Raw genomic sequence first — 26,161 nt, forward strand, 5'->3', positions numbered from 1 at the left:
TCCAGCGGTGGGGCTGCGACCATGCGTCACGGACTTGCGTGAAAGTGTGCCGGATCGTGGGAGCCGTGGCGAGTGCCAGGCTACCCGACCCGGCCTGGGCGAAACCATCTCCCCCAGCCCCTGGAGGTTTTTCCGATGGTCGATCCATGCACCTTCGTCATCTTCGGCGCGACGGGCAATCTCGCCGCAAACAAGCTGTTACCGGCCTTGTATCACCTCGATTGCGCGGAGCGCCTACCCGATGGCTTGAACGTCATTGGCGTGGGGCGCAGGGATTGGGATGACGCGCACTGGCGAGAGGAAGTACTCACCGGCCTGCGCGACAAGGTGCGTGGCGAGGGCAACGACGGTAAGGCCTTCGACCGGTTTGCGGCGCGGCTGCGGTTCGTGCGTGGCGATCTGTCCGAGCGCAGTTGCTACGACGCCCTGCAGAACCGCCTGACGTCGGAACCCGAGCTGTCACCGAACGTGATCTTCTACATGGCAATCCCGCCCGCCGACTTCAGCATCGTCAGTCAGCATCTGGCGGACAGCGGACTCAGTCAGGAGGGCGAGGGTTGGCGCCGTCTGGTGGTCGAAAAGCCCTTTGGTTACGACCTGGAAAGCGCGCAGCTCCTGGATAAGCGGCTGCACAGCTGTTTTGCGGAGGAACAGGTCTTCCGCATCGATCATTATCTCGGCAAGGGCACCATCCAGAATATCTTGGTGTTCCGCTTCGCCAATCTGCTGCTGGAGCCGCTGTGGAACCGCAACTACATCGACCACGTGCAGATCGTCCACGCTGAAGCACAGGGTACCGGCGGTCGTGCAGAGTATTACGATGATGCGGGTGCACTACGCGACATGATCCAGAGCCATCTGATGCAGATGCTCACCCTGGTGGCGATGGAGCCGCCGGCGGTGATGGAGGCGGAGGCGCTGCGCGACGAGAAGGTCAAGGTGCTGCGCTCGATCCGGCCGATACCGCAGGCGGCGGTGCATGCACATGCCTTCCGTGCCCAGTACGCCAGCGGCAACGTGGGCGGTGTGCGCGTGCCGGGTTATGTCGAGGAAGAAGGCGTGGCCACGGGCAGCACCACCGAGACCTTCGCCGCCCTCAAGCTTTACATCGACAACTGGCGCTGGCGCAACGTGCCGTTCTACCTGCGCACCGGCAAGCGCATGGCGGAGAACCGCTCGCTGGTCAGCGTGCGCTTCAAGCATCCTCCGCAGCAGCTGTTCCGCGAGACCGCGATCGAACAGCTTACGCCCAACTGGGTGCTGCTCGGCATTCAGCCGGAGGAATGTCTGCGCATGGAGATCCAGGTCAAGGAGACGGGCCTGGAAATGCGCACGCGCACCGTCCAGCTCGACGCGAGCTACGATCCGGACGGGGTGCCTATGGACGCCTACGAGGCCCTGTTGCTCGACGTGATCGACGGCGACCACTCCCTGTTCCTGCGTTACGACGAGGTGGCCTGGGCTTGGCGCGTGGTCGATCCGGTCCTCAGGGTCTGGGCGACCGAGCGCGATTTCATCCACACGTATCCGGCGGGCACTTGGGGCCCCCGCGAGGCGAACCGGCTGTTCGACCGCGAGGACCAGCGCTGGCGCAACCGGGTTTCACTGCAGAACGATGAATAAGGCGGACGGCGATGAGCGGAGCGATGCAACTGACCGAACTGCCCACGTGGCAGGCCCTGAAACAGCACTTCGAGGAGATCAGCGGTCTGCACATGCGCGACCTGTTCGCCGCCGATTCCGAGCGATTCGCGCGCTTCTCCCTGCAGCTCGACGACCTGCTGCTTGACTACTCCAAGAACCGGATCACCGACGAGACGCTGGCGCTGCTGCAGGATCTGGCCCGCGAGCGCGACGTGACCGGCTGGCGCGACCGTATGTTCGCCGGCGAAACGATCAACGTCAGCGAGCAGCGCGCGGTGTTGCATATCGCCCTGCGCAACCGCAGCGGACAGCCGATCCGCGTCGGCGGCGAGGACGTGATGCCCGGGGTGCGCGAGGTACTCGCGCAGATGCGCGATTTCGTCGGCAGTGTACGCTCCGGCGAATGGCGCGGTTTTGCCGGCGACGAGATCACCGACGTGGTCAATATCGGCATCGGCGGCTCGCACCTGGGTCCGGAAATGGTCTGCGAGGCCTTGCGGCCGTACGGGCATGCGCGCATCGGGGTGCATTTCGTCTCCAATGTGGACGGCACCGATATCCGCGAGGTGTTGCGCAGGGTGCAGCCGGAAAGCGTGCTCTTCGTGGTCGCCTCCAAGACCTTCACCACCCAGGAAACCCTCACCAACGCACATACCGCGCGCGAATGGCTGCTCGATTACTACGGCGACGAAAAGGCGGTTGCGCGCCATTTCGTCGCCGTGTCGACCAACGCCGAGGCGGTGCATGACTTCGGCATCGACACCGCCAACATGTTCGCCTTCTGGGACTGGGTCGGCGGGCGCTATTCGCTGTGGTCTGCGATCGGCCTGCCGATCGCGTTGTACATCGGCATGGACGCCTTCGAGGACCTGCTGGCCGGCGCGCATCAGATGGACGAACATTTCCGCAGCGCGCCGCCTGAGCAGAACATGCCGATGATCCTGGCCCTGCTCGGCGTGTGGTACATCAACTTCTTCGGCGCCGAGACCCAGGCGATTCTCCCCTACGACCAGTATCTGCACCGCTTCCCCGCCTACTTCCAGCAGGGCGACATGGAGAGCAACGGCAAACATGTCGACCGCGAAGGACGCATCGTATCCTGGAAGACCGGGCCGGTGGTCTGGGGCGAGCCGGGCACCAACGGTCAGCATGCCTTCTACCAGCTGATCCATCAGGGAACGCGTCTGATCCCCTGCGATTTCATCGCGCCGGCCGTCTCGCACAACCCGGTGGGTACGCATCACGACATCCTGCTGTCCAATTTTCTCGCCCAGCCGGAGGCGCTGATGCGCGGCCGCACGCTGGACGAGGTGCGAGCCGAACTCCGCGGGCAGGGTCTGGATGAGGATGAGGTCGAGCGCTTGGCGCCGCACAAGGTGATGCAGGGCAACCGCCCGAGCAACGCCCTGCTGCTGCGCCAGATTACGCCGCATTCGTTGGGCCTGCTGATCGCCCTCTACGAGCACAAGATCTTCGTGCAGGGGGTGATCTGGGGCATCGATTCCTTCGACCAGTGGGGCGTCGAGCTGGGCAAGCAGCTGGCCAAGGTCATTCTGCCGGAACTTGAGGGCGACGCCCCTGTGGACAGCCACGATGCCTCGACCAATGGCCTGATCGCGTACTACAAGCGCTTGCGCGCAGGCTGAGCCCTCAACTCTGCCCGCGGCTGAGCACCAGCGAGGCCGCCGCGGTGCGCGTTTCCACGCCGAGCTTCTCGAACACGTGCTCAAGGTGCTTGTTCACGGTACGCGGGCTGATGGCCAGAATCTCGCCGATCTCGCGATTGGTCTTGCCCAGGGTCACCCAGTAGAGCACCTCCGCCTCCCGCGAGGTGAGCGGGAACCAGCGTGTAAGGGTTTCGGGCTCGGGTAGCGAGGCGTGGCGCTGGATGGACAGCAGCCCCGGTTCGAGCAGGCTGAACAGCAGGCGTTCGCCCTCGTGCCATAGGGCGTAAGGCGTCTCGCCAGCATCCGAACCGTGCAGCCAGTGGCGCAGCGGCAGCGGCAGGCGCTCGTCCTCGAGCAAGGGCTGCAGCCAGCGCTGTGCCAGCGGCGTGGCCCAGGTAACGTGCTGAAGGCCATCGAAGGCGACGATCGCACGCCCGGCGGAATCGATTGCCGCGCGCGTGTGCGTCATCAGTTGCGCGCGATGCACGTGGGTGGCGAGGCGTGCCAGCAGTTCCTCGATGACCACCGGTTTGGTGACATAGTCCACGCCCCCGGCCTGGAAGCCCTGCACGATGTGTTCGGTGTCGCTCAGGCCGGTCATGAAGATCACCGGGATTTCGCGTGTGTCCAGGCTTTGCTTGAGGCGGCGGCAGGTCTCGAAGCCGTCGATGCCGGGCATCATCGCGTCGAGCACGATGACGTCCGGCGGCATCCGGCGCACGCTCTCGATTGCGGCGAAGCCGTCGGTGGCCACGCGCACGGCATAGCCGGCCTCCTGCAGGCTATCGTGGATCACCCGCAGGTTGTCCAGCGCGTCGTCCACCAGCAACACGGTGCCGGACTGGGATGTCGGCTTATCCATCCTGTGAAACCTTTTCCAGCAATTCCAGGTACTCGTGCAGGCGAAAATGCTGCACCGGCTCGCGCAGGCGCTGTGTAAAGCCCGTCAACCCCGCATCCTGACGTTCCATTTCGTCCAAGCGGTCGAGTATGCCGCGGATGTACCCCAGGCTGCCAAGCTCGCGCAACTCATGCAGGGTCTTGGCGTCGGGACGCACCGTGGCGGTCGCGGTCGATAAGGGAGGCACGGCGGGTCGTTCCGGCTCCGTCGTGACGTTCGTGTCCGGCGCGTCGTGGCGTGTGATCCACTCCAGGCCAAGACGGACCTGCAGCCGCCCAAGCAGGGCGTCGATGTCGACCGGCTTGCTGATGAAGTCCTCGCGGGTGATACCGGCGGCATTCTTGCGGCCGAGGTCCTGCACGTTGGCGGAGATGACCAGGATCGGCGCGTTGGAAATGCCGTTCTGGCGCATCAGGCGGCCGGTCTCCCAGCCGTCGAGTCCCGGCATGGTCAGGTCCATCAGGATCATGTCGGGCTGGAACGCGGGCGCGGAACGCAGCGCCTCGATGCCGGATTCCGCCTCGGCGACCTCGAAGCCGAGCGGTTTGAGCACGCTGAGCAACAGGCCGCGGTCGACCATTTCGTCGTCCACCACCAGGATGCGCCGGCGTCGCCCACGGTAGCCGGTGATGTCGGGCGGCGGCAGACTGGCGATCTGCGTCGGGTTGCGCACCTCGGGCAGGAACAGGCGCAGGCGGAACAGGCTGCCGCCGGCCTTGGGCGCATGCACGGTCAGTTCGCCGCCCATCAGGGTGGTCAGCATGTTGGCGATGGTCAGGCCAAGGCCTGCGCTGCTGGCATAGCCGGCGGCATTGCCGCCGCGTTCGAAGGGCAGAAAGATGCGCTCGCGGTCGGCTTCGGAGATGCCGATGCCGGTGTCCTCGATCTCGAAGCGGATCATTTCCCCGCGATAGAACACGCGAAAGGCGACGTGACCGCGGTCGGTGAATTTGATCGCGTTGCCGAGGATGTTGATCAGGATCTGCCCGAGGCGTTTCTTGTCGATGCGCACCACACCGGGCAGGTCGCCCGTCACCTCGTAACGGAATTCAAGCCCCTTGTCGCTGGCTTGCAGACGGAACATGTCCGCAATCTGTTCGACGAACTGCGGAAAATGGATCTGTTCCTGCTCGAAGACCAGTTTTCCGGCCTCGATCTTGGAGATGTCGAGCAGGCCGTCGATCAGCGAGACGAGGTGCTCGCCACTGCGCCGGATCACGCGCATGGCGTCGCGTCGGTTGGCCGGCACGGCCGGGTCGTGTTCGACGATCTGCGCGTAGCCGAGGATGCTGTTGAGCGGCGTGCGCAGATCGTGGCTGATACCTGCGAGGTAACGGCTCTTGGCCTGGTTGGCGCGCTCGGCGACCTGGATCGCAGTCTGCAGCTGGGCATCTGTCTGGCGGTGCGCCTCGATCTCGTTCATCAGCAGATGGGTCTGACGGTTGGACTCGTCCTGGGCGACGTAGCGGCTTTCCACCGTCAGCACCAGCCACCAGCAGCCGGCAGCAGCGAACATCAACAACACGACGTAGAACTTGATCAGGATCGAGCGCAGTGCGACCAGGGTTTCTGGCGTGGCAGGCCCGGTTGCCTGTTGCAGATACAGCAGCGACAGCACCATGCCCAGCACGAGCGCCGTGGTCACCATGAGCATCAGGTAGTAGCCGAGACGGGTGTTGACGCGCGCGGAGACCGGGCGCGGTAACAGCCAGTGCAGAGCTCCGACGAACTGGTCGGCAATACCCGCGCCCGGACGGCACAGGTCATGGCAGCGAGCATCGAGCGTGCAGCACAGCGAGCAGATCGGGCCGCGATAGGCTGGGCAGGGTGCCATGTCCTCGCCTTCGTATTCCTTCTCGCAGATGACGCAGCGTTGTGCCTTTGCCGGCTTGCTCGACTCGGGTGGTCGTGCGAGGTAATAGCGACCTCCTGTCAGCCAGGCGATCACCGGCGCGGTGACGAAGGCGGTGCCCAGGGCGATGAACGCCGAGAAGGCCTGCGCCAAGGGGCCCAGCCAGCCGGTGAAGGCGATGATGGACAGCGTCGAGGCGATCAGCAGGGCGCCGAAGCCGACCGGATTGATGTCGTAGAGGTAGGCGCGCTTGAACTCGATCCCCGGCGGACTCAGGCCCAGCGGCTTGTTGATCACGAGGTCGGCGACCAGCGCGCCGACCCAGCTGATGGCGATGTTGGAATACAGCCCCAGCACGTGCTCCAGGGCGTCGAACACGCCCATTTCCATCAGCAGCAGGGCGATCAGCACGTTGAACACCAGCCACACGATGCGTCCGGGGTGGCTGTGGGTGATGCGCGCGAAGAAGTTGGACCAGGCGAGCGAGCCGGCGTAGGCGTTGGTCACGTTGATCTTGATCTGCGAGACCACGACGAACAGCGCGGCCACGCCCAGGGCCAGTGTCGGGGAATCGAACACGTAACCGAAGCCCTCGCGGTACATCACCGCAGGTTGCCGGGCCTCAGCCACGGAGGCGCCCGCGCGCAGCGCGAGGTAGGCGAGCAGGGTGCCGGCGAGCAGCTTGAGCACACCGAAGACGATCCAGCCAGGGCCGGCGAAGGCCACGCCGGCGAGCCAGCCGCTGCGGTTCTTCTGCGAGAGGGGCGGCATGAAGCGGAGGTAGTCGACCTGCTCGCCGATCTGGGCGATCAAGGCCAGGGTGACGCTGGTGGCGGCGCCGAAGGCGAGCAGGTTGAAGTGTGCGTGCCTGCCGTCCTCGCCGCCGAAGGCGATCAGCTGATGGACCACGCCGGGGTCCTTCCACAGCACGCAGGCGTAGGGCAGGGTCAATAGCACAAGCCACAGCGGTTGGGTCCAGATCTGCAGGCGGTTGATCGCGGTGATGCCGTAGCCGACCAGCGGCAGCACCACCAGCGCGCTGAACAGGTACGAAGGCGTGATGCCCACGCCGAGATACAGGTGCAGCGCCTGCGCCATGATTGCCGCCTCGATGGCGAAGAAGATGAAGGTGAACGAGGCGTAGATCAGCGAGGTGATGGTCGAGCCGATGTAGCCGAAGCCTGCGCCGCGGGTCAGCAGATCCATGTCGAGGTTATATCGGGCGGCGTAATAGGCGATGGGGAGGCTGGTCACGAAGATCACCAGCGCGACTGCCAGTGCCGCCCAGAAGGTGTTGATGAAACCGTACTGCACGGCGAGCGTGCCGCCGATGGCCTCCAGCGCCAGGAAGGAGACCGCGCCGAAGGCGGTGTTGGCGACGCGGAAGATCGACCACTTGCGGAAGGTTCGCGCCGTATAACGCAGCGCATAGTCTTCCAGCGTCTCGTCCGCGACCCAGGATTTGTAGTCGCGGCGGAACTTGATCACGCGCCGCGGCGGCGTCTGCCCTTGCGCCGTCGTGGCCCGCGTATTTTTGATGTTCATCTTGAGCATGACTGCCGCCGTATCCCGATGATGGCGTGCACGAGCCTCCCTTGACGTCTCCGTTGCCGGAGCGCCCGGCGCAGGATGCCGCTCCCCTTGCGTACGTCACTATACGTCGTATGACGTATCGAACGTCATGAATTGTTTTGTTTTTTATTTATTTTCAATGTGTTATTGATCTCATGCGCCGTTTTGGAGCACCGGAGATTGACGTATTCCTGGGATGACGGGGGCTTTGTAAGCTCGTTGACGTCGATAGGAGCGCTCCCGCGTCGACATCCCGGACGGAACGCCTGCGACCGGGGCGGGGCAACGGGGGGCCTGCGACGCTAGGGGAAATTTCGGCATCAGCCGGCGGGCCGAGTTTGCGCGACAAAGCCACAGGCGAGGAAGCAAAATCATGAGTACACCATCATCGTCAGTATCCGGCGGGCGCGGAGCCCGTTCGTTTAACAAGCTCGTCAGCAACCCGGTCCTCGAGGACTATTCGCTGCGCTATGCACCGTCCTCGTTCCGTAAATGGTCCGAGTTTGCGGTGGCCTCCACGGCGCTGGGCGGCATCGCCTATCTCGCGGACCAGGCCATCGGCGGTTCGCTGGCCATCCAGTTCGGTTTCACCAATGCACTCTGGGGGATCCTCGCCGCGGCGTTGATCATCTTCCTGACCGGTATTCCGATCGCTTACTACTCGGCCAAGTACAACGTCGACGTCGACCTCCTGACCCGCGGCGCTGGCTTCGGTTATCTGGGATCGACCATCACCTCGATCATCTACGCCTCGTTCACCTTCATATTCTTCGCGCTCGAAGGCTCGATCATGGCGCAGGCCTTCAACATCTACTTCCACATACCCTTGCCCTGGGGCTACGCACTCGCCTCGCTGATCATCATCCCGCTGGTGGTGTTCGGCATGACACTGCTGTCCAAGCTGCAGGTATGGACCCAGCCGATTTGGCTGACCCTGCTGTTCGCGCCGTTGATCGCGGTGCTCATAGGTGACCACCAGGCGCTGTCCGACTGGACCTCCTTCAAGGGCCACGCCACTTCGTCCGGCTTCAATCCGCTGTTGTTCGGCGGCGCCGCGGGCATCGCCCTGTCGCTGATCGCACAGATCGGCGAGCAGGCCGACTACCTCCGCTTCATGCCGACGAAGACCAAGAGCAATGGCTTCAAGTGGTGGCTGGCGGTGATGTTGGCCGGTCCGGGCTGGGTCATCCTCGGCGCGAGCAAGCAGCTGATGGGTTCGCTGTTCGCCTCGGTGGCGGCTTCCAATGGCACCCCACTCGATCAGGCCAACGAGCCGATCCAGATGTACATCCACGGCTTCAACTACATCTTCCCGGGCGCCTTCGCCGCGCTGACCATCGCGACCTTCTTCGTCATCCTGTCGCAGATCAAGATCAACGTGACGAACGCCTACTCGGGTTCGTTGTCCTGGTCCAACTTCTTCTCGCGTACCCTGCACACCCATCCCGGCCGCGTGGTCTGGATCTTCTTCAACGTCGGCATCTCACTGACGCTGATGGAGGCCAACATGTTCAGCGTCCTCGGCCACATCCTCGGCTTCTACTCGAATGTCGCGGTGGCCTGGATCGGCGCGGTGGTGGCGGATCTCGTGATCAACAAGCCGCTGCTCAAGCTGAGCCCGTCGTACCTCGAGTTCAAGCGTGCGCACCTGTACAACTTCAACCCGGTCGGCTTCGGCGCCATGGTGATCGCCTCGATCATCTCGATCCTGGCCTTCTTCAACTTCTTCGGCGCCTATGCACAGGCCTTCTCGACCTTCATCGCCCTGGGCGTCGCCTTCGTGCTCTCGCCGATCATCGCGCTGGTCACCAAGGGCAAGTACTACATCGCCCGCGACCCGCACTACCACGCGGGCACGCACCATGACTTGCTCAACTGCACCGCGTGCGGCTTCGAGTACGAGAAGGAAGACATGGCCTGCTGCCCGCACCACGACGGTCCGATCTGCTCGCTGTGCTGCTCGCTGGAATCCGCCTGCCACGACATGTGCAAGACGGAAACCTCGATCAACGGCGTCAAGGTCGTGACCGCACCCGAGCGCTGCGGCTAGCGCCCGCTCTGCGACGAGAACGCGCGCCGTCCCGGGCAGGGGCGGCGCGCGCGGCCGGAGCGCCGCGCCTTCTGCAACCCGCTTTATCTAGGGAGTATCTGAGATGGAAACCCTGATCAAGGTAGATATAAACAAATCCCCCGAGGAGCAGGCCGACGTCCTGCACAACCGCTGGCACCCGGACATCCCGATGGTGGCCATGGTCAAGCCCGGCGCCGAATTCCGCATCGAATGCATCGACTGGACCGGCGGCCAGATCGGCAACAACGACAGCGCCAACGACGTGCGCGACGTCGATCTCACCAAGGTTCACTACCTCAGCGGCCCGGTCGGGGTCGAGGGCGCCGAGCCCGGCGACCTGCTGGTGGTCGACATTCTCGACGTCGGCGTGCTGCCCGACTCGGCCTGGGGCTTCAACGGCCTGTTCGCCTTCGAGAACGGCGGCGGCTTCTTGACCGACCACTTCCCCGAGGCGAAGAAGTCCTGCTGGGACTTCCACGGCATCTACACCTCCTCGCGCCACATCCCGAACGTGCAGTTCGCCGGCGTGATGCACCCCGGCCTGATCGGCTGCCTGCCCTCGCACGAGCTGCTTGCCGAGTGGAACAAGCGCGAGGCCGAGCTGGTCGCCACCGACCCCGAGCGCGTGCCGCCGCTGGCCGCGTTGCCCTACGAGGACACCGCGCTGATGGGACGCCTGACCGGCGACGCGGCGGCCAAGGCGGCCAAGGAGGGCGCGCGCACCGTGCCGCCCCGCGAGCACGGCGGCAACTGCGACATCAAGGACCTGACCAAGGGCTCCAAGGTCTATTTCCCCGTCTACGTGGACGGGGCCGGGCTGTCCATGGGCGACATCCATTTCTCCCAGGGCGACGGCGAGATCTCCTTCTGCGGCGCCATCGAGATGGCCGGCTACCTCGATCTGCGCGTCAGTCTGATCAAGGGCGGCGTGGCCAAGTACGGCATCAAGAACCCGGTGTTCAAGCCGAGCCCGCTGTCGCCCAAGTACGAGGACTACCTGATCTTCGAGGGCATTTCCGTCGACGAGAAGGGCAAGCAGTACTACCTCGACGCGCACGTGTCCTACAAGCAGGCCTGCCTCAACGCCATCGAGTACCTCAAGAAGTTCGGCTACTCCGGCGAGCAGGCCTACGCGATCCTGGGCACCGCGCCGGTGCAGGGCCACATCAGCGGCATCGTCGACATTCCCAACGCCTGCGCCACGCTGTGGCTGCCGACCGGGATCTTCGACTTCGACATCAACCCCGACGCCGAAGGACCGAAGCTGCTGGTCGATCCGGGCGTCAGCCTGGCCTCCACCAGCTGAGGGAGGTCGCGACGATGCCTCTGTACGACTACGCGTGCCCCGACTGCGGGGATTTCTCGGCGTTCGCGCCCATCGCGCGCGCGTCGGCGCCCGCGGCCTGTCCGGCGTGCGGCGAGGATGCCCCGCGGGTGATTACCGCGCCCGCGCTGGCGCTGATGCCGTCCGCGCTGCGTCAGGCCCATGCGCGCAGCGAGAAGAGCGCGCATGAGCCGCGGCGGGCATCGAAGCGCAGCTGCGGCTGCCATGGCTCGCATACCTGCGGTACCGGTGCGGCCAAGCCCGCGCTCAAGACCGCAGCCGCCTCCGCCGCCCGCCCGTGGATGCTCGGGCACTAGCGTCGGCATTGCTGACCCGGCTGCCGCCTCCCGCGGTCGCCGGCCAGTCCCCCGAACGGGGATTCAACACTGATCCGGAGAGTTTTCACCCATGAGACATGGAGACATTTCGTCCAGCGCGGATACCGTCGGCGTCGCCGTCGTGAACTACAAGATGCCGCGCCTGCACACCAAGGCCGAGGTGCTGGAGAACGCCCGCAAGATCGCCGACATGGTGGTGGGCATGAAGCAGGGCCTGCCCGGCATGGACCTCGTCATCTTCCCCGAATACAGCACCCACGGGATCATGTACGACGCCAAGGAGATGTACGAGACCGCCTCCGAAGTGCCGGGCGCAGAGACGGAGATCTTCTCCGCGGCCTGCCGCAAGGCCAAGACCTGGGGCGTGTTCTCGCTCACCGGCGAGCGCCACGAGGAGCATCCCAACAAGGCCCCGTACAACACCCTGATCCTGATCAACGATCAGGGCGAGATCGTGCAGAAGTACCGCAAGATCATGCCCTGGTGTCCGATCGAGGGCTGGTATCCGGGCGGCAAGACCTACGTCACCGCGGGCCCCAAGGGGCTGATGGTCAGCCTGATCATCTGCGACGACGGCAACTACCCCGAGATCTGGCGCGACTGCGCGATGAAGGGCGCCGAGCTGATCGTGCGCTGCCAGGGCTACATGTATCCGTCCAAGGACCAGCAGGTGGTGGTCGCCAAGGCGATGGCCTGGATGAACAACAGCTACGTCGCCGTGGCCAATGCCACCGGCTTCGACGGCGTGTACTCCTACTTCGGCCACTCGGCCATCGTCGGCTTCGACGGCCGCACCCTCGGCGAATGCGGCGAAGAGGAATACGGCATCCAGTACGCCGAGCTGTCCGTCTCGCAGATCCGCGATGCTCGCAAGCACGGCCAGTCCGAGAACCACCTGTACAAGCTGCTGCACCGCGGCTACACCGGCATGATCAACTCCGGCGACGACGTCAACGGCGCCCTGGAATGCCCCTACGAGTTCTACAAGACCTGGATCACCGATCCGGCCCAGGCACGCGAGAACGTGGAGAAGATCACCCGCGCGACCCCCGGCACCGCCGAGTGCCCGATTCCGGGCATTCCCAACGAGGCCACCCCGGGCGGTCACAAGTAGGCGTGCCATGAGCGGCCTGCGGGCCGTTCCGCTTGGACTCCGGCGGCGGGGTGCGCGAACGCGCCCCGCCGCACGGGCAGGGAGTGCGCATGTTGGCCCGTAGACATGACGAGGTGCCCGCCGTGGCGGCGGGAGAAAACGGGGACGCCGTCGCCCTCGTCGACGTGCGTCGCCGACTGACGCTTTATCTCATCGCATTGTGGGGGCAGGGTTTCGAGGTCGAGGCCTTGCCCGACGACCAGGACGCGACGCGGCCGATCCTGCGCGAGCGGACCATCCTGCTGCCGGCGCGCATGCGTCCGGCCGGCGAGTTGCCGGCCATCACCCACTATCGCGCTGCGGCGGTGCATGCCGCCGCCCATGCGCTCTATTCGACCCCTTTCGATCCCGAAGCGCTCAAGCCGCGCCAACGTCTGCTGGTCGATCTGATCGAGGATGCGCGGGTGGAGTGGCTGGCTGCGGCGCGCTTTCCGCGCCTGCGTGCCTATTGGCTGGCGTTGCATCCGCCGTTCACCGACGACGGCATGCCCTTCGCGCGCCTGATCGGTCAGCTGGCGCGGGCGCTGGCGGCGCCGCACGCGGCCTACCGCGACGATTACTGGGTGGACAAGGGAGTGTCCCTGTTCCTGGAACGTCTGCCCCGCCTGCACGAACCGGCGGTCTCGCGCGAGATCGGGCTTCGGCTCGCGCACGATCTCGGCCAGATGCGTCTGTCCATGGACGAGGGCGGTGCACCGCCGCCGCTGGCGAGCTACCGTGACGACAATCGCCATCTCTGGCGCGAGGTGCGCGAGATGCTGTCCGGCGAGACCGAGGAGGCGGCGCCGCAGGAGCCGCAGGCGACGCACCCCGAGGCGTTTCTGGAAGAGTCCGAACAGGGCAGGCGCTTCGCCTTTGCCGAGAACGGTGAGACGGGCGGCGACACGGGCGCTGGCTACCGCGTCGAGGTCGATCCGGAACGGGCCCGGCTGTCCTTCAACGTCAGCGCGGAGGCGGAATCCGAATCCGAGGCCGTGCGCTATCCCGAGTGGTTCGAACATCTGGGCCTTGCGCGCCCGGACTGGTGCACCCTGCGCGAGCGTGCGGCCGCGGTGGGGGACGCCGAGGCGGCCGAACGGCTGCTCGCGGCGCGCGCACCGCTGCTGCGTCGCCTGCACGGCGTGGTCGGTGCGCTGCGCGCGCGCCGGGTGGTACGCCTGCGCGCGCAGGAAAGCGGCGACGATCTCGATCTCGATGCCGCCATCCGCATTCTTGCCGATATCCGCAACGGCCAGGTGCCGGACGCCTTCGTGTACGAGCGCCGGCAGACGCTACACGATCCGGTCTTCACCGCGACTTTGTTGCTGGATCTGTCGGAATCGGTCAATGCCGCGGACCCGGCGAGCGGCCGCAGCGTGCTCGAACTCGCACGCGAGGCGGCGCTGCTGCTGGGTCAGGTGATGAGCGGTCTGGGCCACGCGCTGGCGATCGCCGGCTTCCGTTCCAACGGGCGTCACGAGATCGACTACGTGCGGGTCAAGGATTTCGCCGAAGGCTTCGGCGAGCCTGTGCGCGGACGGCTGTGCGCGCTGGAAGGCGGTGGCTCGACACGCATGGGCACCGCAATCCGCCATGCCGCGGAGGAGTTGGTGCGGGAGGCGGCGCACCGCCGGGTGCTAATGGTGGTGACCGACGGCGAACCCTCGGACATCGATGTGTTCGACGAGGCGCATCTGGTGCATGACGCGCGCCGGGCCGTGCTGGAGGCGCGCGCGCGAGGGGTGCAGACCTTCTGCGTGAGCCTCGATCCGCGCGCGGACGCCTACGTCGAGCGCATCTTCGGATCTGCCCATTTTCTGGTGCTGGACCGGATGGAAGCCTTGCCGGAGCGCCTGACGCAACTGTTTCTGAGGTTCGCGCGTGCGGCGCGCTGAGCTGCCGCAGCCGTGCGGGGGTGTGCGATGATGCGCCGCGAGCGCCTGATCGCGTACCCGCCCGGGCGGCACCGACCTCGCCGATTCCATCGTCGAGCGTAGGGACACGCCGATTAAATGAGCGGGCGGGATGAGATGCAAGGCGCATGCAGCCCAGCGATCGAGACATATCGAATGGATAGGCGAGGGAGCGAGCAGCGCGCAACGCAGCAGATCGCGCGCGCAGCCATTTAATCGGCGTGTCCTTGGGGAGCAGAAGGATGTCAGGCTATCAGGAGGCTGCAGACTACATCGCCGCACAGATCAGCGACGGGCAGCTCAAACCCGGCGAGCAACTCGTTTCCGAACGCCAGCTGAGCGAAACGGTGAAGGTTTCGCGCCAGACCCTGCGCGCGGCGCTGCTCAAGCTGGAGGCCGACGGCCTGATCTACGGGGTCAGCCGGCGCGGCTGGTTCGTCAGCCCGCCGCGCTTCGTCTACGACCTCGAACGCCGCGCCAACTACAAGGCGATGGCCGAGGCCCAGGGCCGGCGGCCAGAAATCCGTCTGCTCGAAAGCGGCCGCGTACGCCTGCGCGAAGTGCCCACAGCGGCACGCGATAGGCTGGGGTCGTCGGTCTGCCGATTGCGCCGCGTGCGCTTTCTGGACGGACGCGCTGTGATGTCCGAAACCATCTACCTCGCCGCCGAAGTGCTGCCCGGCGTGCTCGGCCGCAACCTCGCCGATTCGGTCACCGCGCTGCTCAAGGACGGCTACGGCATCGACATCGACCGCGAGGAAACCCAGGTCCGTTCGACCCTGCTCGACGCGACCCAGGCGGCCGCCCTCGGCGTCGCTCCGGCGACCCACTGCCTGTCCATCGAACGTGCCCGCTACTCCGGCAAAGTCTTGATCGAGTTCGACGTGGAGTGCTGGTTGCCGGGCGCCATCGAAATCCGCCTTACCTCCACAGCCTGATCCCACTGCCAGCGGTGCATTTGTGTGCGCATCTGCGGTGTCGCGCACACAAAATGTGCGCTCGTCTGTCTGCTATCCGTGCTTGGTCCATGGATATTATTTAAATTAACTAGATGATATTTAATTAAAAAAATCTTCAACACCGAGGGTGGCACGTTTTTTCCTAGATAGCCTGGTATAGACCAGAAAGTCGGCCCAAAGAGCGGCGTTCTGGAAGGGGCGGCGGGTCGCGTGGCAAAGCGTGACGGCCGGCTTGTGAATCCACGATCCTCTGGGAGAACGGCATGCGCAGTCGCACGGTACTGGTGACGGGGGGCAGCCTCGGCATCGGCAAGGGCATCGCGAGCGTGTTCACGAAAAACGGTTACAACGTGGCGATCACCGCCCGCGATGCCGAGCAGGGCGCCAAGGCGGAGGGCGAGTTGCGCGCCCTGGGCGGCGGCAAGGTGCTGTTCGTGCCCGGCGACGTGACCCTGAAGTCGTCCATGCAGGAGGTCGTCGCCGCCACGGTGGAGCATTTCGGCGGTCTCGACGTGCTCTGCGCTAACGCCGGCATGTTCCCATCGGCCAAGCTCGACGCGATGAGCGAGGACGACTGGGACGCGATCTTCGACGTCAACGTCAAGGGCATGCTGTTCAGCATCCAGGCCGCACTCGAACCGTTGCGCCGCAGCCCGGCCGGCCGCATCGTCATCACCTCGTCGATCACCGGACCGATCACGGGCTATCCCGGCTGGTCGCACTACGGTGGGACCAAAGCGGCGCAGCTCGGTTTCATGCGCACCGCCGCCATCGAGCTGGCACGCGACGGCATCACGGTCAACGCGGTGCTCCCGGGCAACATCTACACCGAGGGACTGGCAGGCATGGGCGAGGAATACCTCGAAAGCATGCGTGCCTCGATTCCCATGAAGCGTCTCGGCGACGTCGAGGACATCGGTCACGCGGCGCTGTTCTTCGCCCAGGAGAACGCCGGATACGTCACCGGACAGTCGCTGGTCGTCGACGGCGGTCAGATCCTGCCGGAAACCCTGGGGGCGGTCGATGCGTAAGTTCTCCGCCAGCCATCTCGGGATGAAGGAGCCGGCCCATGCTTGAGACCGGACTCGCCGCCAGCGTGGCCCAGCTCGGTCAGGCGTCCGAGCGCAGCACGCGCAAGCAGGACACGCTCGACAAGTCGATCCGCTTCTGGAATCCCGGCAAGACGCGCTTCTGGCAGTCCGTCGGCATCGATCTCGTGATCGGCAAGCGCGAGGGCTATTGCCTCTACGACATGGACGGCAAGCGCCTGATCGACATGCATCTCAACGGGGGGACCTACAATCTGGGTCACCGCAATCCCGAGCTGGTGCAGACGCTGATCGATTCCCTGCAGGAATACGACATCGGCAACCACCATTTCCCCTCGATTGCGCGCGCCGAGCTGGCCGAGCAGCTGGCGTCACTGGCGCCGGCAGGGCTTGAACATGCGATCTATGCGAGCGGCGGCGGCGAGGCGATCGACGTCGCGCTGAAGTCGGCGCGGTATGCCACCCGGCGACGCAAGATCGTATCGCTGGAGAAGTGCTACCACGGCCACACCGGCCTCGCGGTGGCGACCGGCGATCCGCGTTTTTCCGAGCTGTTTCTGTCCAACGGCGCCGCCGGCGAATTCGTCAAGGTACCGTTCAACGATCTTGACGCGATGGTGCGTGCGCTGGCCGGCGACGACGTGGCCGCGGTGATCATCGAAACCATTCCCGCGACCTACGGCTTCCCGCTGCCGGAGCCGGGCTATCTGCAGGGCGTGCGCGAGCTGTGTACCCGCCACGGCGCGATGTACGTGGCCGACGAGGTGCAGACCGGGCTCGGCCGCACCGGCGAACTGTGGTGCGTGGACACCTACGGCGTGACGCCGGACATCCTGGTGACCGCCAAGGGCCTGGGCGGCGGTCTGTATCCGATCGGCGCGGTGCTGGTCAACGACGCGGCCGCGGGCTGGATGGAACAGGACGGTTTCGGTCACATCTCCACCTTCGGCGGCTCGGAACTGGGTTGCCGGGTCGCCTCCAAGGTGCTCGAGATCAGCACGCGTCCGGGCGTGGTCGAGAACGTGCGTGCGATGAGCGCGTACTTCGCCGCGAAACTCGCGATCCTGCGCGAGGAGAGCGACGGCTTCCTGGCCGAGGTGCGCCAGCAGGGTCTGGTGATGGGGTTGCGCTTCGCCCATCCGCAGGGCGCGGTATTCGTCAGCAACGCGCTCTATGCTCACGGCGTATGGGCGATCTTCTCCGGCCTCGATCCCAGCGTGCTGCAGTTCAAGCCGGGCATGCTGATCGACCAGGGGCTGGCCGACGAGGTGCTGGAGGCGCTGCGTCTGAGCCTGCGCCAGGCGCGCGCGGCGGCGGGGGTCTGAGCGATGGCCTACGCCGCGACCGTATCCGATAGCGATCTGGGAGCGATCGGCGAGGCCGTGGCCGGCAACCTGTGGCGCTGGGGGCTGCCCGACGACACGCAGGTTTCCCTGCTCAATCATTCCGAGAACACCACCTACGCGTTGCAGGCCGGCGACCGTCGCTACGTGCTGCGCGTACATCGCCTCGGCTACCACAGCGCGGAGGCCATCGCCATCGAGCTCGACTGGCTGGCCGCGGTCAGCCGCGACACCGCGATCCGTACCGCTGCGCCGATAGCGGGCGCGGATGGCGCGCTGGTGCAGCCGTTTGCGACCCGGCAGCCGGAGGCGCGTCACAGCGTGCTGTTCGAATTCCTCGACGGCGAGGAACCGGACGAATCGGGCGACCTCGCTGCCGCGTTCGAGCAACTCGGCGGCATCACCGCGGAACTGCATGCGCACAGCCGGCGCTGGACCGCCGGCCGGTCGCGGCTCGCACGCCCGGTGTGGGACTTCGAGCATACCCTGGGCGGCCGCCCGATCTGGGGCGAGCCGCGTCACGGCATCGGCGTGACCGCGGTGGTCGCGGCGCAACTCGAGCGCGGCATCCGCGAGGTGCGCACACGCCTGGAGGCCTATGGCGCCGAGGCGCAGCGCTTCGGCCTGATCCATGCCGACCTGCGTCTGGCCAACCTGCTGGTGCACGAGGGCAGGGTGAGCGTGATCGATTTCGACGACTGCGGCTACGGCTGGTTTTTGTACGACCTCGGCAGCGCGCTCAGCTTCATCGAGCATCGCGACTACGTGCCCGCACTGATCGATGCCTGGGTGCGCGGCTACGCGCGGCAGGTGCCGCTGACCGAAGTAGACATCGCCATGATTCCGACCTTCGTGATGATGCGCCGGCTGCTGCTGATCGGCTGGCTGGGCTCGCATCGCGAAACCGATCTTGCCCGCGTGATCGGGCGCGAATTCACCCCGCAGACCTGCGACATGATCGACCGCTATCTGCAAGGCCGGCTGTTTGCCACATGATTGATCGGCATGCTGTTGTGTCTGAAAAGGCGCCAGTCAAGGCGCGAGGAGTGCAGTTTGGTTATTCCAAATAAACGACGGGCAACGCCGAGTGGCGGCCTTTCAGCCGCAACCCGTAGGGTCGGGCCGCTTTTCGCGTCTCGCGGCGCCTGGCGAGCCACGCAAAGCGGCTCCGGCAGCAGTCGCTCAGTCGTGTAAACAGGCCCTAGCGCCCGCACATTCCTGGAGACCCATGAACACGCTACCCGAATCGAAACCCGAACCCCGCTACCGCGACCGCTTGTTCATCGACGGCGAATGGGTCGAGCCGGCGGCGGGCGGCCGTCTGCCGGTGGTCAATCCGGCCACCGAACGTGTGTTCCATGAGGTGGCCGCGGCCATCGCGGAGGACGTGGACCGCGCCGTCGCCGCCGCCCGGGCCGCATTCGCGACCTGGGGAACCACCACGGGCGCCGAGCGCGCCGTCTACCTGCGCGCGATGGCCGCCGAGGTGCGTGCGCGGCGCGACGAGCTGGCGTACATGGAGGTGCTGGACAACGGCAAGCCGCTGCCGGAGGCGCAGTGGGACATCGACGACGTTGCCGGCTGTTTCGACTATTACGCCGACCTGGCCGAGGAACTCGACGAGCGCCAGAACGAGCCGCTCGAACTCGGTGCCGACGGTTTTCGCGGCAGCGTGTGCTACGAGCCGGTGGGCGTGGCCGGGCTGATCGTGCCCTGGAACTACCCCATGCTGATGGCGGCATGGAAGGTCGCGCCGGCGCTTGCCGCGGGCGCCACCTGCGTGCTCAAGCCTTCCGAATACACCCCGTTGACCGCGTTGGAATACGGTGCCGTGGCCGAGGCCGCCGGGTTGCCGCCCGGGGTGCTCAACGTGCTCACCGGCACGGGGCCCGAGGCCGGCGCGCCGCTCGCTGATCACCCCGGCGTCGACAAGCTCGCGTTCACCGGCAGCGTGCCCACCGGCATCAAGGTGATGCATGCCGCGGCCCAGCACGTGAAGACGGTCAGCCTGGAACTCGGCGGCAAGTCGCCCTTCATCGTGTTCGAGGACGCGGACGTCGAGAAGGCCGTGGAATGGATCATGTTCGGCATCTTCTGGAACCAGGGCGAGGTGTGCAGTGCCACTTCGCGTCTGCTGGTGCATGAGGACATCGCGCCGCGGGTGCTCGAGCGCCTGCGCGAGGCCGCACACGAGATCAAGGTCGGCGACGGCCAGGAAGCGGGCACGCTGCTCGGTCCGCTGGTCAGCGAGACGCAGTATCAGCGTGTGCTCGGCTACATCGACATCGGTTTGGCCGAGGGCGCGACCCTGCTTACCGGCGGCCGCCGACCCGCGGGGCTGGAGCAGGGCTACTTCCTGGAGCCCACGGTCTTCGTGGACGTGCGTCGCGAGATGCGCATCTGGCGCGAGGAGATCTTCGGCCCGGTGCTGGCGGTGATGACCTTCGGCGACGAGGCCGAGGCGCTGGCGCTCGCCAACGACAGCGATTTCGGCCTCGCCGCCGCAGTGATGTCCGCCGACCTGGAGCGCTGCGAGCGCGTCAGCCGTGCGCTGCGCGCGGGCATCGTGTGGATCAACTGTTCTCAGCCGACCTTCACCCAGGCGCCGTGGGGCGGCTTCAAGCTGAGCGGCATCGGCCGCGAGCTCGGCCGCTGGGGGCTGCAGAACTATCTCGAAGTCAAACAGATAACACGCTACGAAAGCGGCCGGGCATGGGGGTGGTACCTCAAATGAGAAAACACCTGTCCACATCAACCATCGTCTACTTGCGGGTGTTTATTACGGCGGTCCAAGCGGCCGCGGAGCGATGAGGAGTCGTTCGAGTGGGTAGCAAGGGAACAACAACGGATCCTGGGGTTGTGTTTTGTGCGGGGTGCGGCGTTTCGGCGTGCGGGCCCAGCAGTTCTGTGGGGGTTTCGCGTCTTTTCGTCTTTCTCATTATCAGAGGGTAATTGCATGAGCAAGGTACAAAGTGATATCGGCCTGGGTGGCGCCGGGCAAAGTTCCGGCGTCGGCCTGAAGTCCAACAACCTGACCTTCGTGGAAACCATTGGGCAGTCGATCGCCAATGTGTCGCCGACCTTCATGCCGGCATTGGCCGTCGCGGTGGTTGTGGGCATGGCCGGCCATGCGACGTGGCTGGTGTATGCGCTGGCGACGGTCAGCCTGATGCTGGTGGGCTGGAACCTGAGCCGCCTGGCCAGCCGTTACGCCACCGCCGGTTCCTTCTTCGTCTACATCTCGCGCAGCCTGGGGCCGATCACCGGCGGCATCGTCGGCTGGGGGCTCATCGTGGCCTATCTGGGCACGGCCATGGCAGTCACCGTCGGCGTCAAGGTGTTCCTGGACAGCGTGCTGCAACCGGTCGGCATCAAGCTGCCGGCCATCCTGGTCTATGCGGTCACGGTCGCACTGGTATGGCTGCTGGCCTATCGCGACATCAAGATCTCCTCGCGCGTGGGCCTGACCCTGGAAGGCCTGTCGATCTGCGTCATCCTGTTCCTGCTCGGCGCTATCGTCATGAAGCACACCGGCAGCCTGGTCGACGTCAATCAGCTCGCGCTGAAGGGTTCCAGCGCCGGCAGCGTGGCGCAGGCCGCGGTGTTCGCGATCTTCTCCTTCGTCGGCTTCGAGAGCGCAGCCAGCCTGGGCCAGGAAACGCGTAATCCGCTCAAGACCGTGCCGCGAGCGATCCTCAGCAGCACCCTGATGGTCGGCACCTTCTTCGTGATCGTGACCTACATCATCCTGATCGGTTTCAACGACAACGTCGCCGCACTGGCCAAGGACGGCGCCCCGCTCGACACCCTGTCCGCGGCCGCCGGCGTGCCCTGGCTCGGCACCTTCATCTACATCGGTGCCGCGATCAGCGCCTTCGCCTGCGCCCTGGCTTCGGTCAACGCCGCCTCGCGCCTGCTTTTCTCCATGGGCCGCTATCAGTTCGTGCACAGCTCGATGGGCTTCGTGCATGCCAAGCACCGCACGCCGCACATCGCGGTGACCATCAGCGCGGTGCTGACCTTCATCGTGCCCACGCTGATGCTGAAGATGGATTACCTGACCGCATTCGGCATTCTCGGCACCATCGCGACCTTCGGCTTCGTGCTCGGCTATTTCATGATCTCCGTGGCTGCACCCATCTACATCAAGAAAATGGGTGAGCTCAAGCCCGTCGACGTCATCGTCGGCGTAGTGGCCGCACTGGCGATGCTCGGCGCGTTCGTCGGTAGCGTCTACCCGGTGCCGGACTATCCGTACAACATCCTGCCGTACCTGTTCATCGGCTATCTCGCGGTAGGCCTGGTCTGGCTGTTGATGCTGAAGAAGAAATCCCCGCAGATCCTGCTGAACATCGAGAAGGATCTGGAGGTTTCCGAATCCGAAATCATCGTCGGCAAGAAGTGATCGCCGGCATGCGTACCAGTCTCTGGAAAGAGGGAAATTGAAATGCCTGGCATCGATGAAAGAATTGCCGAGGAGGGTGCGGTGACTGCCGCACCCCACCCTCTGGAACCGCTGTCGGTCGAGGAAGTCCGGCAGGCGGTCTCCGTCCTGAAGCAGGGCAAGGCCGAGGTCGAGTCGATGCGCTTCATGTCGGTGACGCTCAAGGAGCCGAGCAAGTACGCGGTCACCGCGTACGAGGCTGGGGAGGCTCAGCCACGCGAGGTGCACTTCATCATGCTCGACAACCGCGACGGTCAGACCTACGAAGCCGTCGTCTCGCTGAGCGAATCGGCGGTCAAGTCCTGGGTCCACGTGCCCGGGGTGCAGCCGCCGATCCACCTCGACGAGTTCATGGAGTGCGAGAATGCGGTCAAGGCCTCGCCGGAGTGGCAGGAAGCCCTGCGCCGTCGCGGTATCACCAACTTCGAGGACGCCATCGTCGACCCGTGGTCGGCGGGTTACTACGGCGAGGAGGAGTACAGCGGGCATCGCCTTTCCCGTGCGCTGACCTGGATTCGCGAGAGTCATGACGACGTCGGCTACGGACGGCCGGTCGAAGGCGTGATCACCATCGTCGATCTCAACGAGATGCGCGTGCTCAAGGTGGAAGACAACGGCATCGTGCCGTTGCCGCCCCCCTCGGGCAACTACACCGCGAACTCGGTCGGTCCGCTGCGCGACGACCTGAAGCCGCTGGACATCGTCCAGCTCGACGGTCCGAGCTTCGCGGTCGACGGCCACGAGATCTCGTGGCAGCGCTGGAAGTTCCGCATCGGCTTCACGCCGCGCGAGGGCCTGGTACTGTACCAGATCGGCTACGGCGAGGACGGCAGCGAGCGTCCGATCATCTACCGCGCCTCGCTGTCTGAAATGGTGGTGCCCTACGGCGATCCCGGGCCGAACCACAATCGCAAGAACGCCTTCGACGTGGGCGAATACGGCATCGGTCTCCTGTCCAACAGCCTGGAACTGGGCTGCGACTGCCTGGGCACGATCAAGTACTTCGACGCGGTAATGACCGATAGCCGGGGCGAGCCGGTCAAGATCCCGAAGGCGGTGTGCCTGCATGAGGAGGACTACGGCACCCTGTGGAAGCACAGCGACTGGCGCACCAACCATACCGAGGTACGGCGTTCGCGGCGCCTGGTGGTGTCGTTCATCGCCACCGTGGGCAACTACGACTACGGCTTTTTCTGGTACTTCTACCAGACCGGCGACATCCAGCTCGAGGTCAAGCTCACCGGCTGCCTGTCCGTCGGCGCCTTCCCGCCCGGCGAGATGCCCAAGTACGGCACCCTGGTATCGGAGCAGCTGTATGCGCCGATCCACCAGCACTTCTTCAACTTCCGCTTGCACTTCAACGTGGACGGCGACGAGAACGCCATCTACGAGGTCAACACGGTGTCGGAGGAGGCTGGGCCGGGCAATCCGCTGGGCAACGGCTGCTATCCCGTTTCCACGCTGCTCAAGAGCGAGGCCGACGCGCAGCGTCCGATCGCGCCGATGTCCGCGCGCTACTGGAAGATCGTCAACCGCAAGAAGCTCAATCGGCTGGGTCAGCCGGTCGGCTACAAGCTGGTCCACGGCGAAAACGTGTTGTCCTTCGCCACGCCGGGTGCGAGCGTCGTCAATCGCGCAGGCTTCATGCGCAACCACCTGTGGGTCACGCCCTATGCGCCGGAGGAGATGTTCGCGGCGGGCATGTACGTCAATCAGAGCCACGGCGACACCGGGCTGCCGGTCTACACCGCCGCCAACCGTTCCCTGGAGGATCAGGAACTGGTGGTGTGGTACACCTGCGGGCACAACCACATCCCGCGTCCGGAGGACTGGCCGGTGATGCCGGTGGCCTACGTGGGCTTCCACCTCAAGCCGGTCGGCTTCTTCGACATGAACCCGAGCATGGACGTGGCCCCGCCCGAGCTGCGGGCGAGCAGCGAGGTCTGAGGATGGACGCTACCGAGCCGGCACAGGACCAGTGTGCCGTGTGCCGGCTGCGTTTGGGGCGTCGTCCGGTGGTGCGGCTGGTGGACGGCGCCGAGCGGCGCTACTGCTGCACGGCCTGCGCCAGCACCGACTATCTGATCGCGCTGTTGCGGGAAAGGCAGCCGACGCGGCACGAGGGTGACGCGACCTGAGCGCCGCATGCCGACGCGGACTAAGATGCCGCTCAAAGGCCCACGGGCGCCGGGGTACACCGGCGCCCGCGGCGATTTCGGCGAGGACGGGGACGCCATGATCGTGATCGAGCCGAACGGCGTCGGACCGGGACTGGAAATCGGCTTCGTCTCGGTGGCCGGGCGGCGTGCGGTCAACGAGGACTACGCCGGCATCGCGCTCGGTGAAGCCGCCGGTGCCGCAACCCGGGGCGTGGTCGCCGCGCTGGCCGATGGCATGGGCGGTTCGGCCGCCGGCGCGGTGGCCGCCGAAGTGACCGTGCGCAGCTTTCTCGAGGGTTACTATCAGCTGCCGGAAACCCTGGGTCCGGAACGGGCGGCCGCCCGCGCGCTGGATGCGGCCAATGCCTGGGTGCATGCCCAGGGGCGCTCCGACCCACGCCTGACCGCCATGGCCGCGACTTTCGCGGCGCTCATCCTGCGCGGGCGCCAGGCGTATTTCCTGCGTGCCGGCGACATTCGGCTCTATCGCCTGCGCGAAGGCCGTCTGCGGCGCATCGGCGCGGACCATTACGAGCCGGCGGTGATCGGCGGCGTGGTGCTACGCGCGGTCGGGCTGGAACGGGCCATCGCCGCCGACTGGGACGTACTCGGCCTGGCCGAAGGGGATCGTTATCTGCTGTGCAGCGACGGCCTGCACCGCGCTCTGTCCGATGCACGCCTCGCGCCGCTGCTGGCCGAGGCGGATGCGCAGACCGCCGCGCAGCGCCTGATCGAGGCCGCGGTCGCCTTCGGGCGGGACAACGCCAGCGCCGTGGTACTCGACGTGATGGCGCTGCCCGTGCTCGATCTGCACTACCTCGAACGGGTCATCGGCCCGCTGCCGATCGGCGACCCGCCGCGCATCGGCGACACGGTCGACGGCTACCTGCTTGGATCGGTGCTCTATTCGGGACATTACAGCCGCCTGTTCGTGGCCCGGTCCCCGGACCAGCCTCAGGGCGACCCGGTGATCGTCAAGTTTCCGCTGCCGCGGGCGGAGCACGACGAGAACATCCGCCGCTCGTTCCTGCGCGAGACCTGGATTTCCGGGCGGGTGAAGAGTCAGTACCTCATCGATTACCTGCCGCCCGAGCCAGGCCGGCAGACGCGGCTGTACGCGGTCAGCCCGTATTACGACGGCGAGACGCTGGAGACGCGGCTGCAGCGCAGTCCGGTCGGCCTGCGCGAGGGCATCGATATCGCAGGTCGTCTGGCAAAGGCGATAGACACCTTGAATCGGCGCGAGATATTCCACCGCGACATCAAGCCGGAGAACGTGATGTTGCTGCGCGACGGGGGGCTGCGGCTGCTCGATCTCGGTTTCTCGGCCATGCCGGGCGTGCTCGATCCGGCGCCCGCGGAGGTGCCGGGCACGCCGGCCTACATGGCCCCGGAACTGTTTGCCGGCGGCAGCGGCGACGCTCGTTCCGACGTGTTCGCCTTCGGCGTCACGCTGTACCGCATGTTCAGCGGCGGCAAGTCGCCCTACGGGCTGCGTCAGTTTATCCCGCTGCACCGCCACCGGCCCGACCTGCCGGCGTACCTGAGCAGGGTGCTGGAGAAGGGTATGGCGCGCGACCCGGACGAGCGCTATCAGGACGTGCTCGAACTGCTCTATGAACTCGAATATGCCGGCCGCAGGGGCGCACCGGCCGGCGTGGCGCGGCGACGCAGCCTGTACGAGCGCAATCCGCTGCTGTTCTGGCAGGTGACCGCCTGGACGGCGATCGCGGTGGCCTTCGGGCTGCTGGTCGCGCTGGCCAAACCCTGGACCTGATCGAGGAGGCGCATCC

At 65.8% G+C, this 26,161-nt stretch carries 18 protein-coding genes; 16 read left to right on the top strand and 2 right to left on the bottom strand.

Annotated elements, in window-relative coordinates; all coding sequences use genetic code 11:
• Positions 1-135 precede the first annotated feature (135 nt).
• Both zwf and pgi read left to right on the top strand, forming a co-directional pair.
• Positions 136-1,623 (top strand): glucose-6-phosphate dehydrogenase, encoded by a 1,488-nt coding sequence (gene zwf / locus BJI67_RS05045; protein WP_070072114.1) that lies wholly within the window; start codon positions 136-138, stop codon positions 1,621-1,623.
• Between the two features lie 11 nt (positions 1,624-1,634).
• Positions 1,635-3,290 (top strand): glucose-6-phosphate isomerase, encoded by a 1,656-nt coding sequence (gene pgi / locus BJI67_RS05050; protein ID WP_407922806.1) that lies wholly within the window; start codon positions 1,635-1,637, stop codon positions 3,288-3,290.
• A 4-nt stretch (positions 3,291-3,294) separates the two neighbouring features.
• Here the strand turns inward: pgi and BJI67_RS05055 are convergent, their stop codons facing one another.
• Both BJI67_RS05055 and BJI67_RS05060 read right to left on the bottom strand, forming a co-directional pair.
• Positions 3,295-4,173 carry a response regulator transcription factor gene (locus tag BJI67_RS05055; protein ID WP_070072115.1) on the bottom strand — a complete coding sequence of 293 codons (879 nt, stop codon included), beginning with the start codon at positions 4,171-4,173 and terminating at the stop codon, positions 3,295-3,297.
• Complete coding sequence (locus BJI67_RS05060; protein ID WP_197513379.1) at positions 4,166-7,609, bottom strand: hybrid sensor histidine kinase/response regulator; 3,444 nt, start codon at positions 7,607-7,609, stop codon at positions 4,166-4,168. Before BJI67_RS05060 ends, BJI67_RS05055 begins: the two co-directional genes overlap by 8 nt.
• 400 nt (positions 7,610-8,009) lie before the next feature.
• Between BJI67_RS05060 and BJI67_RS05065 the strand changes: the two genes are divergently transcribed.
• The 14 genes from BJI67_RS05065 (at position 8,010) to BJI67_RS05130 (ending at position 26,145) form a co-directional block, all read left to right on the top strand.
• A complete protein-coding gene (locus tag BJI67_RS05065; protein ID WP_070072117.1) occupies positions 8,010-9,686 on the top strand; it encodes a purine-cytosine permease family protein in 1,677 nt (558 codons plus the stop codon).
• Positions 9,687-9,789: 103 nt separating this feature from the next.
• Complete coding sequence (gene fmdA, locus BJI67_RS05070) at positions 9,790-11,013, top strand: formamidase (RefSeq protein ID WP_070072118.1); 1,224 nt, start codon at positions 9,790-9,792, stop codon at positions 11,011-11,013.
• 14 nt (positions 11,014-11,027) lie between these two features.
• Positions 11,028-11,348, top strand: coding sequence for an FmdB family zinc ribbon protein (locus BJI67_RS05075; protein WP_070072119.1), 321 nt, complete (start codon positions 11,028-11,030; stop codon positions 11,346-11,348).
• A gap of 91 nt (positions 11,349-11,439) precedes the next feature.
• The gene (locus tag BJI67_RS05080; protein ID WP_070072120.1) at positions 11,440-12,483 is read left to right on the top strand and encodes an aliphatic amidase; all 1,044 of its coding nucleotides are present in this window, start codon (positions 11,440-11,442) and stop codon (positions 12,481-12,483) included.
• 89 nt (positions 12,484-12,572) lie between these two features.
• Positions 12,573-14,396: a nitric oxide reductase activation protein NorD gene (locus BJI67_RS05085; RefSeq protein WP_156782031.1), complete on the top strand. Its 1,824-nt coding sequence runs from the start codon at positions 12,573-12,575 to the stop codon at positions 14,394-14,396.
• Between the two features lie 260 nt (positions 14,397-14,656).
• Positions 14,657-15,352, top strand: a complete 696-nt coding sequence (locus tag BJI67_RS05090; protein WP_070072122.1) for a GntR family transcriptional regulator — start codon at positions 14,657-14,659, stop codon at positions 15,350-15,352.
• A 284-nt stretch (positions 15,353-15,636) separates the two neighbouring features.
• Complete coding sequence (gene fabG, locus BJI67_RS05095; protein WP_070072123.1) at positions 15,637-16,404, top strand: 3-oxoacyl-ACP reductase FabG; 768 nt, start codon at positions 15,637-15,639, stop codon at positions 16,402-16,404.
• A gap of 38 nt (positions 16,405-16,442) precedes the next feature.
• Positions 16,443-17,747 carry a class-III pyridoxal-phosphate-dependent aminotransferase gene (locus BJI67_RS05100; protein ID WP_083250652.1) on the top strand — a complete coding sequence of 435 codons (1,305 nt, stop codon included), beginning with the start codon at positions 16,443-16,445 and terminating at the stop codon, positions 17,745-17,747.
• A gap of 3 nt (positions 17,748-17,750) precedes the next feature.
• Complete coding sequence (locus tag BJI67_RS05105) at positions 17,751-18,761, top strand: phosphotransferase enzyme family protein (RefSeq protein ID WP_070072124.1); 1,011 nt, start codon at positions 17,751-17,753, stop codon at positions 18,759-18,761.
• 232 nt (positions 18,762-18,993) lie between these two features.
• The gene (locus tag BJI67_RS05110) at positions 18,994-20,499 is read left to right on the top strand and encodes an aldehyde dehydrogenase family protein (protein ID WP_070072125.1); all 1,506 of its coding nucleotides are present in this window, start codon (positions 18,994-18,996) and stop codon (positions 20,497-20,499) included.
• Positions 20,500-20,721: 222 nt separating this feature from the next.
• Positions 20,722-22,170, top strand: coding sequence for an APC family permease (locus BJI67_RS05115; protein WP_070072126.1), 1,449 nt, complete (start codon positions 20,722-20,724; stop codon positions 22,168-22,170).
• Positions 22,171-22,212: 42 nt separating this feature from the next.
• The gene (locus BJI67_RS05120; protein WP_070072127.1) at positions 22,213-24,156 is read left to right on the top strand and encodes a primary-amine oxidase; all 1,944 of its coding nucleotides are present in this window, start codon (positions 22,213-22,215) and stop codon (positions 24,154-24,156) included.
• Positions 24,157-24,158: 2 nt separating this feature from the next.
• Positions 24,159-24,347, top strand: a complete 189-nt coding sequence (locus BJI67_RS05125) for a hypothetical protein (protein ID WP_070072128.1) — start codon at positions 24,159-24,161, stop codon at positions 24,345-24,347.
• A gap of 7 nt (positions 24,348-24,354) precedes the next feature.
• Entirely contained in the window at positions 24,355-26,145 is a 1,791-nt protein-coding gene (locus BJI67_RS05130) for a bifunctional protein-serine/threonine kinase/phosphatase (protein ID WP_156782032.1), read from the top strand.
• The last annotated feature ends 16 nt before the right edge of the window (positions 26,146-26,161 follow it).

Source organism: Acidihalobacter aeolianus, assembly GCF_001753165.1.
GTDB lineage: Bacteria > Pseudomonadota > Gammaproteobacteria > DSM-5130 > Acidihalobacteraceae > Acidihalobacter > Acidihalobacter aeolianus.